The 14,145-nt window shown below is 76.9% G+C and carries 12 protein-coding genes; 3 read left to right on the top strand and 9 right to left on the bottom strand.

The window, feature by feature from the left end:
- The 6 genes from resB to ABEB16_RS07785 all read right to left on the bottom strand — a co-directional run.
- A partial coding sequence (gene resB / locus ABEB16_RS07810) for a cytochrome c biogenesis protein ResB (RefSeq protein ID WP_345711698.1) occupies positions 1 to 1,560 on the bottom strand: 1,560 nt, incomplete at its 3' end.
- Position 1,561: 1 nt separating this feature from the next.
- Positions 1,562 to 2,311, bottom strand: a complete 750-nt coding sequence (locus ABEB16_RS07805) for a cytochrome c biogenesis CcdA family protein (protein ID WP_345711697.1) — start codon at positions 2,309 to 2,311, stop codon at positions 1,562 to 1,564.
- Positions 2,308 to 2,946: a TlpA family protein disulfide reductase gene (locus ABEB16_RS07800; RefSeq protein WP_345711696.1), complete on the bottom strand. Its 639-nt coding sequence runs from the start codon at positions 2,944 to 2,946 to the stop codon at positions 2,308 to 2,310. Before ABEB16_RS07800 ends, ABEB16_RS07805 begins: the two co-directional genes overlap by 4 nt.
- Positions 2,943 to 3,605 carry a histidine phosphatase family protein gene (locus tag ABEB16_RS07795; RefSeq protein ID WP_345711695.1) on the bottom strand — a complete coding sequence of 221 codons (663 nt, stop codon included), beginning with the start codon at positions 3,603 to 3,605 and terminating at the stop codon, positions 2,943 to 2,945. The genes ABEB16_RS07800 and ABEB16_RS07795 overlap by 4 nt, the downstream gene beginning before the upstream one ends.
- Positions 3,602 to 4,957 (bottom strand): glutamate-1-semialdehyde 2,1-aminomutase, encoded by a 1,356-nt coding sequence (hemL, locus tag ABEB16_RS07790; protein WP_345711694.1) that lies wholly within the window; start codon positions 4,955 to 4,957, stop codon positions 3,602 to 3,604. Before hemL ends, ABEB16_RS07795 begins: the two co-directional genes overlap by 4 nt.
- 196 nt (positions 4,958 to 5,153) lie before the next feature.
- A complete protein-coding gene (locus ABEB16_RS07785; RefSeq protein ID WP_345711693.1) occupies positions 5,154 to 5,699 on the bottom strand; it encodes an AAA family ATPase in 546 nt (181 codons plus the stop codon).
- Between the two features lie 130 nt (positions 5,700 to 5,829).
- On the opposite strand from ABEB16_RS07785, the gene ABEB16_RS07780 reads away from it, so the two are divergent.
- Both ABEB16_RS07780 and ABEB16_RS07775 read left to right on the top strand, forming a co-directional pair.
- Entirely contained in the window at positions 5,830 to 7,965 is a 2,136-nt protein-coding gene (locus tag ABEB16_RS07780; RefSeq protein WP_345711692.1) for a putative bifunctional diguanylate cyclase/phosphodiesterase, read from the top strand.
- Positions 7,966 to 7,974: 9 nt separating this feature from the next.
- Positions 7,975 to 8,769 (top strand): hypothetical protein, encoded by a 795-nt coding sequence (locus tag ABEB16_RS07775; RefSeq protein WP_345711691.1) that lies wholly within the window; start codon positions 7,975 to 7,977, stop codon positions 8,767 to 8,769.
- A gap of 39 nt (positions 8,770 to 8,808) precedes the next feature.
- Here the strand turns inward: ABEB16_RS07775 and ABEB16_RS07770 are convergent, their stop codons facing one another.
- A complete protein-coding gene (locus ABEB16_RS07770; protein WP_345711690.1) occupies positions 8,809 to 9,855 on the bottom strand; it encodes a Gfo/Idh/MocA family protein in 1,047 nt (348 codons plus the stop codon).
- 125 nt (positions 9,856 to 9,980) lie between these two features.
- On the opposite strand from ABEB16_RS07770, the gene ABEB16_RS07765 reads away from it, so the two are divergent.
- Positions 9,981 to 11,507, top strand: coding sequence for an MFS transporter (locus ABEB16_RS07765; RefSeq protein ID WP_345711689.1), 1,527 nt, complete (start codon positions 9,981 to 9,983; stop codon positions 11,505 to 11,507).
- Between the two features lie 186 nt (positions 11,508 to 11,693).
- Here the strand turns inward: ABEB16_RS07765 and hemB are convergent, their stop codons facing one another.
- Positions 11,694 to 12,713 (bottom strand): porphobilinogen synthase, encoded by a 1,020-nt coding sequence (gene hemB / locus ABEB16_RS07760; RefSeq protein ID WP_345711688.1) that lies wholly within the window; start codon positions 12,711 to 12,713, stop codon positions 11,694 to 11,696.
- A gap of 38 nt (positions 12,714 to 12,751) precedes the next feature.
- The coding region (locus tag ABEB16_RS07755) for a bifunctional uroporphyrinogen-III C-methyltransferase/uroporphyrinogen-III synthase (RefSeq protein WP_345711687.1) at positions 12,752 to 14,145 on the bottom strand (1,394 nt) is incomplete at its 5' end.

The following is a 14,145-nucleotide window of genomic DNA, read 5'->3' as shown; positions in this document are numbered from 1 at the left end:
GAACAGCGACCCCGTCAGCCCCAGCACCGCCAGCAGCGAGAAGACCAGCGCGGCGGTCTGCCCCGGGGTGCTGCGCACGTCGAAGGACGCGAAGCGGCTGACGCCCTCGAACGTCACCGACCCCAGCCCGTCGGGCAGCTCGATCGTCTGGCCCGGCGTGAGCCGCAACCCCAGCGGGCGCCCCTCGTCGGTCTGCACCGCCTGCATCCGGCTGGTGTCCAGCGTGTACACCGACTGCGGGGTGCCGGAGTCCAGGCCGAGGTCGCCGGTGTAGACGACCAGCGCCAGCAGCGGGTTGGCGTCGTCGGGGAACGCCGAGACCGCCGAGCCGTCCGCGGCGGTGCTCGCCGTCGGGATGAACACGCCCTGCAGGCCCAGCTGCACGCGCTCGCCGTCCGCGTCCCGCGCGTCCGGCACCTTGATCGTGCCGCTGGAGTTGTAGTTGCCGTCCTGCGGAAGGAACGGGACAGGCCCGCTCTTCACGGTGCGCCCGCTGCCGTCCCGGATCGTGACGACGGGCGCGTAGCCGTTCCCGGACAGCGAGATCTGGGTGCCGCCCAGCTGGGCCGGCTCGTTGACCTGCACCCGCTGGGTGACGGCGGCCTCCCCGGGGGCCGGGACGAGGGTGACGTCCGCGGCGAACTGGCGGGGCTGGCCGAGCTGGCTGGCCTGCTCCTCCTCGAAGCGCACGTGCATCTCGTCCAGCGTCAGGGCGAACGGCGGCACGTCCTCCTCCCCGGCCCACGCCCCCGCGGAGAACGAGTCGAACTCCACGCCGGTGAACGTCTCCCCCACCACGACGAGGCGCTGCGCGGAGTAGCCCAGCAGCGAACCGGCGGCCACCGACACGAGGATGCCGACGAGGGAGAGGTGGAAGAGCAGGTTGCCGCTCTCGCGGTGGTGGCCGCGCTCGGCGGCCAGGCTCGCCCCCTCCCCGCCGCCCTCGGTGCGCACGTCCACCCGGAAGCGGCCCGCGCGCAGCGCCTCCCGCGCGGCGGCGACCACCTGCGCCGTCCCCGCCGCCACCGCCAGCTCCCGGTGCTCCGGCAGCCGGTCCAGCCGCGCCGGGGTCCGGGGCGGGCGGGCCCGCACCGCGCGCCAGTGCACCCCCACCCGCGGCAGCACGCAGCCCACGAGCGACACGAACAGCAGCAGGTAGATCGCGGAGAACCACACCGAGGTGTAGACGTCGAACACCTGCAGGCGGTCCAGCCACGGCCCGGCGGTGGTGTGGGTGCGCAGGTACTCCCCGACGCCCGCGGGGTCGATGGAGCGCTGCGGGACCACCGAGCCCGGCACCGCCGCCACCGCCAGCAGCATGAGCAGGAACAGCGCCGTGCGCATGCTGGTGAGCTGCCGCCACGCGTAGCGCAGCAGCTCCCACGGACCCAGCGCGGGCAGGTTCGGCTCCCGCCGCGGCCCGCCGTCGGCGGGGGTCAGCGGGTCCAGGTGCGTCTCGTCACCGCGACCCGGCGGCCGCGCGGTGCCGGGCTCCGCGGTGCCGGGCCGGGCGGTGCCGGGCCGGGCGGTGCCGGGTGCACCGGTCTCGGGTGGGGTCACGTCAGATCACCGTCTCCTCCGCCCACCCGAACGGCGCGCGCAGCGCACGGGCGAGGGCGTCGAACGTGTCGGTCACGAGCAGCAGGCCGACCACCACCAGCAGCAGCCCGCCGAAGCGCTTGACCGCCACGTGGTGGCGGCGCAGCACGGCCACGGCGCGCATCCCGTGGCCGAACGCCAGCGCGAGCAGCAGGAACGGGATGCCCAGGCCCGCGGAGTACGCCACGGCCAGGCCCGCGCCGCGCGCGGAGGTGCCGCTGTCGTAGGTCAGCGCCGTGATCGAGGCCAGCACCGGGCCGAAGCACGGGATCCAGCCGAAGCCGAACACCGCGCCCAGCAGCGGCGCCCCCAGCAGCCCCGCCCGCGGCCGCCAGCGCAGGCGCAGCTCCCGCTGCGCCCACGCCGGCTCGGCGAGGAACAGCACGCCCATCAGCACCACCACCGCGCCCAGCACCCGGCGCAGCCCGTACTGCGAGGCGGCCAGCGCGTTGCCGAGGCCCCCGAGGCTGAAGCCGATGAGGACGTAGACCGCGGTGAACCCGGCGACGAACAGCGCCGCGCCGGCCACCAGGCGGGAGCGGCGCTGCTGCTCCAGCGCCGTGCCCGACATGCCGGTGACGTAGCCGAGGAACCCCGGCACCAGCGGCAGCACGCACGGGGACAGGAACGAGACGAGACCGGCCAGCAGCGCGACCGGCACCGCCAGCGCCAGCGACCCGGACGCGACGGCGGCCTGCAGGTCCTGGGTCACCCCGCGGCCCCCGCGGACGCCGCGGACGGCTCCGCCGCCGGGGTGCCGGCCGCCGGCTGCTCGGTGAGCACCCGGTCGATCATGTCGGTCAGGGTGCCCGCCTCCACCTGCCCGGCGACCGCCGCGGCGATGCGCCCCTGCGCGTCCAGCACGACCGTCGTGGGCGTCGCCACCGCGGCGATCCCCCGCTCGCGCAGCGCCAGCAGCGCCGTGCCGGCGGAGTCGCGGATGCTGGGGTACGTCACGCCGAACGTCTCGTGGAAGGCGCGCACCGCCTCCGGGCTGTCGTTGCGGGTGTTGATCCCGAGGAACCGCACCCCCTGCGCGGCGTAGTCCTCGGAGATGCCCTGCAGCGTCGGGGCCTCCGCCCGGCACGGCGGGCAGTCGGCGTACCAGACGTTCAGGACGACGACGGAGCCGCGCAGGTCGGCCAGGTCGACGGGCTCGCCCTCGACCGTCTCCCCGCTCAGCTCCACCGCGGGGGTGCGCTCCGCCGCCGCGATCTCCCGGGTGGTGCCCGCCCCGTCCACGTACCCCTGCCCGGGGGCCGCCAGCCCGTCGCCGGAGCTGCACCCGGCCAGCAGCGCCGCGGCCAGCAGCACCCCGGCCCCGCGCACCCCGCCCACGCCCGTCACGCCCCCGGCACCTGCGGCACCGGCGGCAGCAGGTCGCGGCACGGCTCGGCGTACGACACCCCCCGCAACCGCTGCCCCTCGAAGTGCAGCGACGTCACCGACGCCAGCGTGCACTCCCGCCGGCGCGGGTCGTGCGCCAGCCGGCGGCGCTCCGCCGTGCAGCGCGTCACCCAGATCGGCAGCTGGTGGCTGACCAGCACCGACTCCCGGCCCGGCGCGGCGTCGCGGGCGTCGCGCACCGCCGCCGTCATCCGCCGCACCTGCTCCCGGTAGGACTCCCCCCACGACGGCCGCAGCGGGTTCCACACCAGCAGCCACGTGCGCGGGTCGCGGACCGCGCCCCAGCCCTGCCCGACGACCCGGCCCTCGAACCGGTTGCCGGCCTCCACCACCCGCGCGTCCGTGCCCAGCGACAGCGCCAGCGCATCGGCGATCGGGGTGGCCGTCTCCTGCGCCCGCTGCAGCGGGGAGGCGGTGACGGCGGCCACGTCGCGGCCGGCGAAGTGCTCCGCCAGCCGCTGCGCCATCGCCCGGCCGCGCTCGGAGAGCCGGAAGCCGGGCAGGCGCCCGTAGAGCACGCCGTCGGGGTTGTGCACCTCCCCGTGCCGGACGAGGTGCACGGTCGTCCGGGGTGCACCGGTGGCCGCGGCGGCGCTCACGCGGCACCCCCCGCGGCGGCGGCGGCCCGCGCGGCGTGCGGCAGGGCGTCCAGCACCCGGTCCAGCGCCGCGTCGTCGTGGCTGGCGGACAGGAACCACGCCTCGAACGCGCTCGGCGGCAGGTGCACCCCGCGCTCGAGCATCGCGTGGAAGAACGCCCGGAACGCCGGCAGGTCCTGCTGCCGGGCCGCCTCGTAGTCGTGCACCTCGCCCAGCGCCGTGAAGAAGACGCTGAACATGCTGCCGGCGGAGTTGACCAGGTGCGGCACGCCCGCGGCGGACAGCGCCTCGCCCACCGCGCGGGAGACGACGCCCGCGGCCCGCTCCACCGCCGCGTACACCTGCGGGGTGCAGCCGCGCAGCGTCGCCAGGCCCGCGGCCGTCGCCACCGGGTTCCCCGACAGGGTGCCGGCCTGGTAGACGGGCCCGGCCGGGGCCAGGTGCGCCATCACGTCGGCGCGACCGCCGAACGCCGCCGCCGGGAAGCCGCCGCCCATGACCTTGCCGAAGGTCAGCAGGTCCGGGGCGTGCTCGGGGCCGAGGCCCTCGTGGCCGTACCAGCCGGCCGCCGACACCCGGAAGCCCGTCATGACCTCGTCGGAGACCAGCAGCGCCCCGTGCGCGCGGGTCACCCGGCGCAGCGCGGCGGTGAAGCCCGGCCGCGGCGGCACGACGCCCATGTTGCCCGCGGCGGCCTCGGTGATGACGCATGCGATGCGCTCGCCGTGCTCGGCGAAGACGGCCTCCAGCGCGTCGACGTCGTTGTAGGGCAGCACGAGGGTGTCGGCCGCGGCGGCGCCGGTGACGCCGGGGGTGTCGGGCAGCGCGAACGTCGCCAGGCCCGAGCCGGCGGAGGCCAGCAGCGCGTCGACGTGGCCGTGGTAGTGCCCGGCGAACTTCACCACCGCCGGGCGGCCGGTGAACCCGCGCGCCAGCCGGATGGCGCTCATCGTGGCCTCGGTGCCGGAGCTGACCAGGCGCAGCTGCTCCACGGGCTCCACGCGGGCGACGATCTCCTCCGCGAGCAGCACCTCCCGCTCGGTGGGGGTGCCGAAGGAGAAGCCCTCGGCCGCGGCGGCGGTCACGGCGGCGAGCACGTCGGGGTGGGCGTGGCCGAGGATCATCGGCCCCCAGGAGCAGACGAGGTCGACGTACTCGCGCCCGTCGGCGTCGCGCAGCCAGGGGCCGCGCGCGCTCGCGACGAAGCGGGGGGTGCCGCCGACGGCGCGGAAGGCCCGCACCGGCGAGTTGACGCCGCCGGGGATGACGCGTGCGGCTCGGTCGAAGAGGGCCTCGGAGGCGGGCGCCGCCCGGGGCAGCAGCTCGGTGGGGCCGGGAGAGGTCGCACTCACGCCCTCCAGTGTCGCAAGGGTTGCTGGGAGCGCCCGCCCCCGGGGGCGGTGGGCGCCCCTCGGGCCCGCTTCCGCCTCGCCCATCTCCGGGTTCGGGCGGTCCGAGAGCGGCTCCGGTGCGCCCGAACCCGGAGATGGGCGAGGCGGGGATGGGCGAGGCGGGGATGGGCGAGGCGGGGGGAGCGGCGCCGGGGCGTCAGGGCGCGGCGGGTTCCGGCCAGCCCGAGGCCGGGTCCGCCAGCAGCCGCAGCAGCGCCTCGACGCTCTGCGGCACCTCCTGCCCCGTCGTGTCGAGCTGGCGCTCGGCGTCCCAGCGGCGCGAGGCCTCGTACTGCAGCCGCACGAGCGCCTCGGGCACGTCCCGGCCGCGCCCGGCCGCGCGCTGCAGGCAGGTGGACAGCGACGGCAGCACCGCCACGAGCCGCACCGGCAGCCCCCGCAGCGCCGGCTCCCACACCCCGCGGGCGTCGCTGGGGCGCAGCACGTCGGTGACGACGACGTCGGCGCCCGACTCCGCCAGGGAGCGGGCCAGCGCGCAGGTGGCGCGGACCGCGGCCAGCCACTGCACGGGCTGCTCGGGGTCGTGCACGTCGCCGCGGTCCACCCGGCCCTGCCGCACCAGCCCCCACACCTGGTCCACGTCCACGTGCGCGGCGAGCCGGCGGGTGGCGCACCAGCCCTCCGCGAGCGTCGACTTGCCCGCACCGGCGGGTCCGGCCAGCAGCACCACGATGCCCGTCACGGCCTGCAGCCTTCCGCACTCGGGGAGCGAGGGCGAGAGCGGCGCCCCCGCGATGCCGCACACCCCGCCACGCGTAATCATTTGATGACCTACGGTAGTGGCGACGACAGAGCGGCGGCGGAGGTCACAGGTGCTCGGAGTCCACGGCGCCGGAGCCGACGACCCGACCGGCGCGCTGCTCGCCGCCCTCGCCGCCAGCCCCCGGGTCGGGGTGCTCGTCTCCCGCCCGGTCCCCGGGGCCGACGGGGCCGTGGACTTCCTCGTCGAGCACGACAACGCCGCCGCGCGCGAACAGCTCGGCACCGGCCCCCTCGTCGGCCGGCGCATGCGGGAGGTCTTCCCCGAGCACCCCGGCTCCGCCTACCCGCTCTACCGGCAGGCGCTCGCCGAGGGCGGCACCCACCGCACCACCACCGTTTTCCCCTCCCCCGAGCACCCCCACCTCGACGGGCACGTCTTCGACGTGGAGGTCCACGCCGCCGGCGGCCGTCTCGTCGTGCAGTTCCGCGACGAGACGGCCCGCGAGCGCGACCGGGAGGCGCTGGCCGCCAACGAGCGGCGCTTCCGCGCCCTCGTGGAGCACGCCACGGACGTCGTGCAGCTCTTCGACGCCGACGGCCGCACCCGCTACGTCAGCCCGGCCGTCGAGCAGATCCTCGGCCACCGCCCCCAGGAGGTGCTCGGCCGGCACTACAACACCCTCGTGGTGCCCGAGCAGCACGCCTTCCTCGACGACTCCTTCGCCGCCGTCCTCGCCGCCAGCCCCAAGCAGCTCATCAGCCTCGACCTGCAGGTCCTCACCGCCGACGGGGAGCGGCGCTGGATCGGGGCCCGCCTCACCAACCTGCTCGGCGACCCCGCGGTGGGCGCGGTCGTCGCCAACTGGCGCGACGTCACCGAGAACCGCGCCCTCGCGCACCGCCTGGAGCACGAGAGCATGCACGACCCCCTCACCGGCCTGCCCAACCGCCGGTTCCTCGACGAGCTGCTCTCCCACGCCGTCGCCCGGCTGCGGCGCGGGGAGCACGCCACCGCCCTGCTGTTCTGCGACGTCGACCACTTCAAGGTCGTCAACGACAGCCTCGGCCACGCCGCCGGCGACGCGCTCCTCGTCGACGTCGCCAAGCGGCTGCGCTCCGCGCTGCGCCCCAGCGACGTCGTGGCCCGCTTCGGCGGCGACGAGTTCGTCGTGCTGTGCGAGGACCTCGAGCACGACTCCGACGCCTTCACCGTCGCCGAGCGCGTGCAGACCGCGCTGCACGGCGACTACGTCCTCGACGGCCAGGACGCCACCGTCACCACGTCGATGGGACTGACGCTGCTGCGCCCGACCAGCACCGCGCCCGACGCGCTCAGCGAGGCCGACGCCGCGCTCTACGAGGCAAAGCGCGGCGGGCGCGCCCGCGTCGAGGCGTTCACCCCCCGGATGCGCGCCCAGTGGCGGCACCGGCTGGACACGGAGTCCGGTCTGCGCCGCGCCCTGCAGGCCGGGGAGCTCGACCTGCACTACCAGCCGATCATCGACCTGCGCGACGGGCGGATCAGCCACGTCGAGGCGCTGCTGCGCTGGCAGCCGCCGGACGCGGAGATGCTGTTCCCGGGTGCCTTCCTGCCGGTGGCGGAGGAGACCAGCCTCATCGTGGACCTCGGCGGCTGGGTGCTGGAGGAGGGCATCGCCCGGGCGGCGCGCTGGCACCGGGAGCTGCCCACCGCACCGTGCGTCAGCCTCAACGTCGCCGGCCGCCAGCTGCACGACGCCGCCTTCCTGCGCACCGTGGAGCGCCTCCTCGACGAGCACCGCCCCCCGCCGGGCAGCATCGAGCTGGAGGTCTCCGAGCGGCTGCTGGTGGAGGACACCGCGTCGCTGGCGCGGACCCTGCACCGGCTGCGGGAGCGGGGCGTGCACGTGGGGCTGGACGACTTCGGGGCGGGGCAGACGTCGCTGGCGTGGCTGCAGCAGCTGCCCTTCGACACCCTCAAGCTGGACCGCTCCCTGGTGCGGGACCTGCCCGCCGCGGCGCCCAGCGCGGTGGTGCAGGCGCTGGCCCAGCTCAGCCGGCGGCTCGACATCGCCACCATCGCCGAGGGCGTGGAGACCACCGAGCAGCTCGACGCCGTCACCGAGCTCGGCTGCGCGCACGCGCAGGGGTTCCTGCTGTGCCGGCCGGTGCCGGCCGCGGCGCTGGCCCCCCTGCTGGACGCCGGGCGGATCCCCGCCACCTCCGCCGGCACCGGGCGGGCCCCGGCGCAGGTGGCGGGGCCGTAGCCTGCCCGCGTGAGCGGGCGGTGGGCGGGGGCGCTGGTGGTGGCGGCGCTGGTGCTGGGCACCGGCGGCTGCGGGCCGGACGGGGCGGCGGCCCCCGCGGCGACGGTCACGGTGACGGCGAGCGCCCCCACCGCGGCACCCACCGCGGCACCCACCGCCGCACCCACCACCGCGGCATCCGCCACCGCGCCACCGCTGACGTGGACCCCCGACCGGATCAGCGGCACGCAGGGGTCCTTCACCTACGACGTCGAGCTGCCCCGGTTCTCCGGCTCGGCCGTTGCAGATGCGGTCGACCGGCGCGTGCAGGCATCGGTGCGCGACACCGTCGACACCGCCCGGCGCACCGTCCTGCCCGGCGACGCCCCGCGCACCCTGACGGGCACCGGCACGGTGACGACCGACGACGGGCGCACCGTGCAGGTGCACTTGACGTACGTGGACTCCACCGAGGGCACCGCGCACCCGACCACGTCCGTCGCCACCGTCGCGCTCGACGCCTCCGACGGCTCACCGCTCACCCTCGACGCGGTGTTCCGCGACGAGGCCGCCGCCCAGGCCGTCCTCGCCGACGAGGTGCGCCGGCTCGCGGCCGCCGCCGGCGAGGAGGTGACGGCCCAGGACGGCCTGGCGCCGCGGCGGGAGAACTGGGCGGCGTGGCAGACGACACCGCAGGGCATGGTGATCTCCTTCCAGGACCACCAGCTGGGCGGGCCCGGCCTGCGCGAGCACGTCGTGGGCTGGGACGTCGTCGAGCCGCTGCTCACCGACCGCGCCCGCGCGCTGCTCGCCCCCGCCACCTGAGCACCCGGTCGCCGGCGGGACCCCGGCGCACCCCCCGGCTCACTCCCCGGGGTAGCGCACCCCCAGCTGCCGGCGGATCCCGTCCATCGCGTCCATCAGCGCCACCGTCTCGTCCAGCGGCATCGCGGGGCTCTCCACCAGCCCGGCCCGCAGGCAGCGCTCCACCTCGGCGGCCTCGAACTGGTAGCCGCCGCCCTCCCAGGTCACCTCCACGGTCTCCGGCTCCGCCCCGTCGCGCTCCACGCGCAGCACCGGCGGGCGGAAGAACAGCTCCGGCAGCACGATCCGCCCCTCGCTGCCCGCGACCACCGCCGCCGCCGGCACCGAGGCCCGCAGCGTCGCCAGGCCCGTCGCCAGCGCGCCACCGGCGTGCTGCGACGTCCACGTCACGGCCTCGTCGACGCCGGTGGCACCCACCACGCCCAGCGCGCGCACCTCCTGCGGCACGCCGAGCAGCATCGAGGCGAACGAGAGCGGGTAGATGCCCAGGTCCAGCAGCGCGCCACCGCCCCGCGCCGGGTCGTAGAGGCGGTGGGCGGGGTCGAAGGGCAGCGCGAAACCGAACGACGCGCTCACGTGCCGCACCTCGCCGACCACGCCGGCGGCGACGAGCTCCCGCAACCGCAGCACGCCCGGCTGCCAGCGCGCCCACATCGCCTCGCAGGCGAACACCCCGCGCCCGCGGGCGGCGGCCACCACCTCGCGCGCCTCGGCACCGGTGAGGGTGAAGGCCTTCTCCACCAGGACGTGCTTGCCGGCCTCGATCGCCGCGAGGGCGACCTCGGCGTGCTGGGCGTGCGGGGTGGCGACGTAGACGACGTCCACGTCGGGGTCGGCGAACAGCTCCGCGTAGCTGCCGTGGGCGCGCGGGCGAGGCGCACCGCCGGCGACGGGCAGCCCGGCGGCGAAGGCCTCGGCGCGCTCGGCGCTGCGCGAGCCCACGGCGACGAGCTCGCTGCCGCCCAGCAGCGGCAGGTCGGCGGCGAAGCTGCGGGCGATGCCCCCGGTGGCGGCGACGCCCCAGCGGACGGGCCGGCCGGCGTAGGGGTCGGGGGTCGCGGTGGGAGCGCTCTCGGCGGTCGTCATGGCGCCATGATCCACGGTGCGGGTCCCGCGCGGCAGTGCGGCGGGGGCGCGGCGCCCCTACCGTCGGGAGCGCCACCACCGCGACGACGCGGCCCCACCCCTGCGCCCCGCCCCGGGAGACCCGCGTGCCCAGCAGCGAGAACGTCCCCGCACCCACCCCCGGCAGCACCCCCGGCAGCACCCCCGGCAGCACCGGCCGCCACCGCTGGCTGGTCCTGGCCGTCCTGGGCCTGGCCCAGCTCATGGTCGTGCTGGACGCCACGATCGTGAACATCGCCCTGCCCAGCGCCCAGCAGGACCTCGGCTTCGCCGACGCCGACCGGCAGTGGGTCATCACCGCCTACTCGCTGGCCTTCGGCGGGCTGCTGCTGCTGGGCGGGCGGCTGGCGGACCTGCTGGGCCGGCGCACCACCCTGCTCGCGGGCCTGGCGGGCTTCGCGCTGGCCTCGGCGGCGGGCGGGATGGCCGACACCCTCGGCTGGCTGGTCGCGGCGCGCGCCGGGCAGGGCGTCTTCGGGGCGCTGCTGGCCCCCTCGGCGCTGTCGCTGCTGACGGTGACGTTCACCGACCCGCGCGAGCGCGGCCGGGCGTTCGGGGTGTTCGGGGCGCTGGCCGGTGCCGGCGCGGCGATCGGCCTGCTGCTGGGCGGGGTGCTCACGGAGTACCTGGACTGGTCGTGGTGCCTCTACGTCAACGTGCCCATCGCGCTGGTCGCCGGGGCCGGGGCCCTGGTGCTCATCCCCCGCGGCGCCGACGCGCAGGGCGCCAGGCTGGACCTGCCCGGCACCGCCACGGCCGTGCTGGGTCTCGTGGCGCTGGTGTACGGGTTCTCCCGCGCGGAGCTGGACGGCTGGACGGCGCCGTGGACGCTGGGCTGCATCGCGGGCGGGGTGCTGCTGCTCGTGGCGTTCGTGCTGCTGGAGCGGCGGGTGGCCGAGCCGCTGCTGCCGCTGCGGGTCGTGCTGGACCGCCGCCGCGGGGGCGCCTACCTGGCGATCGCCCTGAGCGCGGTGGGCATGTTCGCGGTGTTCCTCTTCCTCACGTACTTCCTGCAGCGCACGCTGGGCTTCTCCCCGCTGCGGACGGGTTTCGCGTTCCTGCCGATGGTGGTGGGCATCGTCACCTCCTCCACGCAGGTCGTGCCGCGGCTGCTGCCGCGCGTGGGACCGCGGCCGCTCATCGTGCCGGGGCAGCTGCTGGGCGCCGCGGGGCTGGGGTGGCTGGCGACCCTGGAGGAGGGCGACGGGTACTGGGTGCACGTCCTGCCCGCGCTGGTCGTCATGGGCCTGGGGATGGGGCTGATCTTCGGTTCGTCGTTCAACACCGCCACGGCCGGTGCGCCGCGACGCGACGCCGGCGTGGCCTCGGCGCTGGTGAACACCGGTCAGCAGGTCGGCGGCGCGATCGGCACCGCGCTGCTGAACACCCTGGCGGCGAACGCGACGGCGGCGCGGCTGGCCGAGGCGGGAGGGCGCCCCACGCCGCAGCAGGTGGCCGCGGCGGTCGTGGCGGGCGAGTCGCGGGGGTTCCTCGTGGCCTCGCTGGTCTTCGTGCTGGCGGCCGCCGCCAGCGCCCTGCTGCTGCCCGGCGGCCCCACCCCCGCGCAGCACGGGGAGCCGGCCGGGGACCGCCCGGACACCACCCGGGCCTGAACCCGCCTCCGCCCTCGCCCGTCCTCGCGCTCGCCCGTCTTCGCGCTCGCCCGTCTTCGCGCTCGCCCGTCTCCGGGTTCGGGCGCTCCGCGGGGCGTGCTCCTGCGCCGAAACCCGGAGACGGGCGAGCGCGGCGCGGCGGGAGAGCGCCGAAACCCGGAGACGGGCGAGCGCGGCGCGGCGGGCTCAGCCCAGCCAGCGCTGCGCGGCCTCCAGCGCCCAGTACGTCAGCACCACCTGCGCGCCCGCGCGCCGCAGCGCCAGCAGGCTCTCCAGCGCCGCCCGCTCGCGGTCCACCGCGCCGGCCGCCGCCGCGAACTCGACCATCGCGTACTCCCCCGACACCTGGTACGCCGCCACCGGCACGTCCGCCACGTCGGCGACGGCGCGCACCACGTCCAGGTACGGCAGGCCGGGCTTCACCATGACGAGGTCGGCGCCCTCGGCAAGGTCCAGGCGCACCTCGCGCAACGCCTCGGCCACGTTCGCCGCCGGGTCCTGCTGGTAGGTGCGCCGGTCCCCGGACAGCTGGGAGTCCACGGCCTCCCGGAACGGGCCGTAGAACGCCGAGGCGTACTTCACCGCGTACGCCAGCAACCCCACGTCGGCGCGCCCGGCCGCGTCCAGCACGGCGCGCAGGTGCCCGATCTGCCCGTCCATCATCCCGCTCGGCCCCAGCAGGTGGGCGCCCGCCGCGGCCTGCGCCAGCGCCATCGACGCGTAGCGCTCCAGCGTGGCGTCGTTGTCCACCCGCCCGGCCGGGTCCAGCACCCCGCAGTGGCCGTGGTCGGTGAACTCGTCCAGGCACAGGTCCGCCATCAGGACGGTGTCGTCGCCCAGGGCGTCGCGCAGGTCCGCCAGCGCCACGTTGAGGACGCCGTCGGGGTCGTCGGCGCCCGACCCCAGCGCGTCGCGCCGCTCCGGCACGCCGAACAGCATCAGCCCGCCCACCCCCGCGGCCACGGCCTCGCGGGCGGCGGCCAGCAGGGAGGTGCGGGTGTGCTGCACGACGCCCGGCATCGAGCGGATCGGCTGCGGCTCGGTGGTGCCCTCGCGCACGAACAGCGGCAGCACGAGGTCGCTGGGGTGCAGCCGCACGTCGGTGACCAGCCGGCGCAGCGCCGCGGTGGAGCGCAGCCGGCGGGGGCGCACCGGCAGCGCCCCACCACCGGTGCCGGCCAGCGGGTGCGCCGAGGCGGCCCCCACCGGCAGGGCCGTGGCGCCGGAGGCGTGCCGGGCACCGATCAGCGGTCCCGCCGCCGCGCCCGGCCGCGACGCTGGCTGGGCCGCTGCGGCACCTCCCCGGCCTCCAGCGCGCTGCGGCGCAGGTCCGCGCCGTAGGCGGCGAGGGCGTCCACCAGCGAGTCGGCGTTCGGCTCCGCCGCCAGGACGTCGACGCGCAGCCCGTGCTCCTCGGCCGTCTTGGCGGTGGCCGGGCCGATGCAGGCCACCACCGTCGTCGGGTGCGGCTTGCCCGCGATGCCCACCAGGTTGCGCACCGTGGAGGAGGACGTGAACACGACGGCGTCGAACGCACCGGACTTGATGGCGTCGCGCACCGGGGCGGCGGGCGGCGCGGCGCGCACCGTGCGGTACGCGGTGACGTCGTCGACCTCCCAGCCGGCCTCCTGCAGCCCCGCCACCAGGGTGTCGGTGGCGATGTCCGCGCGCGGCAGCAGCACCCGGTTGATCGGGTCCAGCACCTCGTCGTAGGGCGGCCACACCTCCAGCAACCCCGAGGCGGACTGCTCGCCCTCGGGCACGAGGTCCGGCTCGATGCCCCACTCGCGCAGCGCCGCGGCCGTCACCCCGCCCACGGCGGCCACCTTCAGGCCGGAGAACGCGCGGGCGTCGAGGCCGAAGTCGCTGAACTTCTCCCGCACGGCGCGCACCGCGTTGACGCTGGTGAAACCGACCCATTCGTAGCGGCCGGTGACCAGGCCCTTGACGGCCTTCTCCATCTGCTGCGGGGTGCGCGGGGGCTCCACGGAGATGGTGGGCACCACGTCGCACGTCGCGCCGTGCTCGGCCAGGCGCGCGGTGACGCCACCGGCCTGCTGCTTCGTGCGCGGCACCAGCACCCGCCAGCCGAACAGCGGCTTCGTCTCGTACCACGAGGCCTGCTCGCGCAGGTCGACGACGTCACCGACGACCGCCATCACCGGGTGCTGCGGGTCGACCCCGGCGGCGGCGCGGCCCAGACCGGCCAGCGTCGTCGTCACCGTCTCCTGCGCGGTCGTCGTGCCCTGCACCGTGAGCGCCGCGGGGGTGCCCGCCCGGCGCCCGGCCTCCAGCAGCCCCGCCGCGGCGGTGGCCAGGTCGGCGGGCGCCCCGAGCAGCACCACGGTCGTGCCGGCACCCACGTGGCAGGACCAGTCCACCGCGCCGGCGGCGTCCACGACGTGCAGGCTCGTGGTGGCCGACGACGTCAGCGGCACACCGGCGTAGGCGGGCACGGCGCTGACGGCGGAGACACCGGGGACCACCTCGAACGGCACGTCCGCCTTGCGGCAGGCCGCCACCTCCTCGGCGAGCCCGGCGAAGGTGCCCGGGTCGCCGTCCATGAGCCGCACGACGCGGCAGCCGCCGCGGGCGGCGCGCACCCCGAGGCGGGCGCGGGTGGCGCGCGCCAGGGCCG

Source organism: Kineococcus glutinatus, from assembly GCF_039542765.1.
Classification (GTDB): domain Bacteria; phylum Actinomycetota; class Actinomycetes; order Actinomycetales; family Kineococcaceae; genus Kineococcus_A; species Kineococcus_A glutinatus.
The sequence above is the reverse complement of the archived record's forward strand: the minus strand, read 5'-3'. Positions and strand labels throughout refer to the sequence as shown.

Excerpts from the sequence above, each read along its gene's own strand:
- ABEB16_RS07770 (WP_345711690.1), bottom strand. The coding sequence starts at position 9,855 with ATGACGACCGCCGAGAGCGCTCCCACCGCGACCCCCGACCCCTACGCC.